This window comes from Rhizobium acaciae, from assembly GCF_025941625.1.
GTDB classification, from domain to species: domain Bacteria; phylum Pseudomonadota; class Alphaproteobacteria; order Rhizobiales; family Rhizobiaceae; genus Rhizobium; species Rhizobium acaciae.
The window spans coordinates 1-1,286 of sequence record NZ_JAPCZO010000075.1 but is presented as its reverse complement, the minus strand read 5'-3'; the positions used below and the strand labels follow the sequence as shown (position 1 = coordinate 1,286).

General features: G+C 61.7%; 1 protein-coding gene. It reads left to right on the top strand.

What is annotated here, in order from left to right:
- Positions 1–96: 96 nt before the first annotated feature.
- On the top strand, positions 97–1,286 hold a 1,190-nt coding region (locus OLZ32_RS39125), incomplete at its 3' end, for an IS256 family transposase (RefSeq protein WP_264425726.1).

Below are 1,286 nucleotides of genomic sequence, written 5' to 3'. Positions count from 1 at the left end.
GTAGTGTGCGGAAGGTTCTGCAAATTCACTGAGAGGGGCGGTCATGGCAGGCTGGTGATGTTCAACGTCACCTGATTCCCTGGAAGGAACGCCACCATGACCAAGACTGAAGATAAGACTGCAGTTGCTGCCGTCAAAGATATTCTGCTTTCGAATCCCGATGGGCTGCACGAGGTGCTGCGCGCCGTCATGCAGGAGGTCCTTGAAGCCGAGATGGACGAGGCTTTGGGAGCCGCGAAAGGCGAACGCACGCCCGAGCGGCTCGGCTACCGCTCGGGCCATTACGGCCGCACGCTGATGACGCGGGTGGGCAAGTTGGAACTCAGAGTGCCGCAGGACCGCTCGGGGCACTTCTCCACCGAGTTGTTCGAACGCTACCAGCGCTCGGAGCGGGCGCTGGTCGCCACGCTGGCCGAGATGTATGTGCAGGGTGTGTCGACGCGCAAGGTCAAGGCGATCACCGAAGAACTGTGCGGGCATGCGTTCTCGGCCTCATCGATCTCGGCGATCAACAAGCGGCTCGATGAAAGCCTGAAGGCCTTTGCCTGCCGCCCGCTTCAAGAGCCCTTTCCCTATCTCATCCTCGATGCCCGTTATGAGAAGGTCAGAGAGGCCGGCGTCGTCAGGAGCCAGGCGGTGCTGATCGCCGTCGGCATCGACTGGGACGGCCGGCGGCAAATCCTGTCCGTCGAGATGGCCGGCCGCGAGAGCCGCTCGGCCTGGAAGGACTTCCTGCTGGGATTGAAAGCCCGCGGCCTCAAGGGTGTCGAGTTCGTCGTCTCCGACGATCATGCCGGCCTCGTCGCGGCGATCGGCGAAGTCATTCCGGAAGCCGCCTGGCAGCGCTGCTATGTGCACTTCCTGCGCAATGCGCTCGACCATCTGCCGCGCAAGCACGGCGACGATTGCCTGCAGGAACTGCGATGGATCTACGACCGGCGCGACCTCGCCGAGGCGAAGGCCGATCTGTCCGCCTGGCTTGGCAAATGGTCGGGAAAATATCCGCGGCTGACCGGCTGGGTCGAGGAAGCCATCGAGCAGACGCTCACCTTCTTCCGCCTGCCGCGCACCCACCACAAGCATCTCAAGAGCACCAATATGCTCGAGCGCCTCAACGAGGAGATTCGCCGCAGAACCTACGTCGTGCGTATCTTTCCCAACACCGAAAGCTGCCTGCGCCTAGTCAGGGCGCTTGCCGTCGAAACCCACGAAAACTGGATGGAGGCCAATCGATACATCAACATGGACGATCTCAGAGAGCATAAGAAACTCGCTCTCCGCAATGC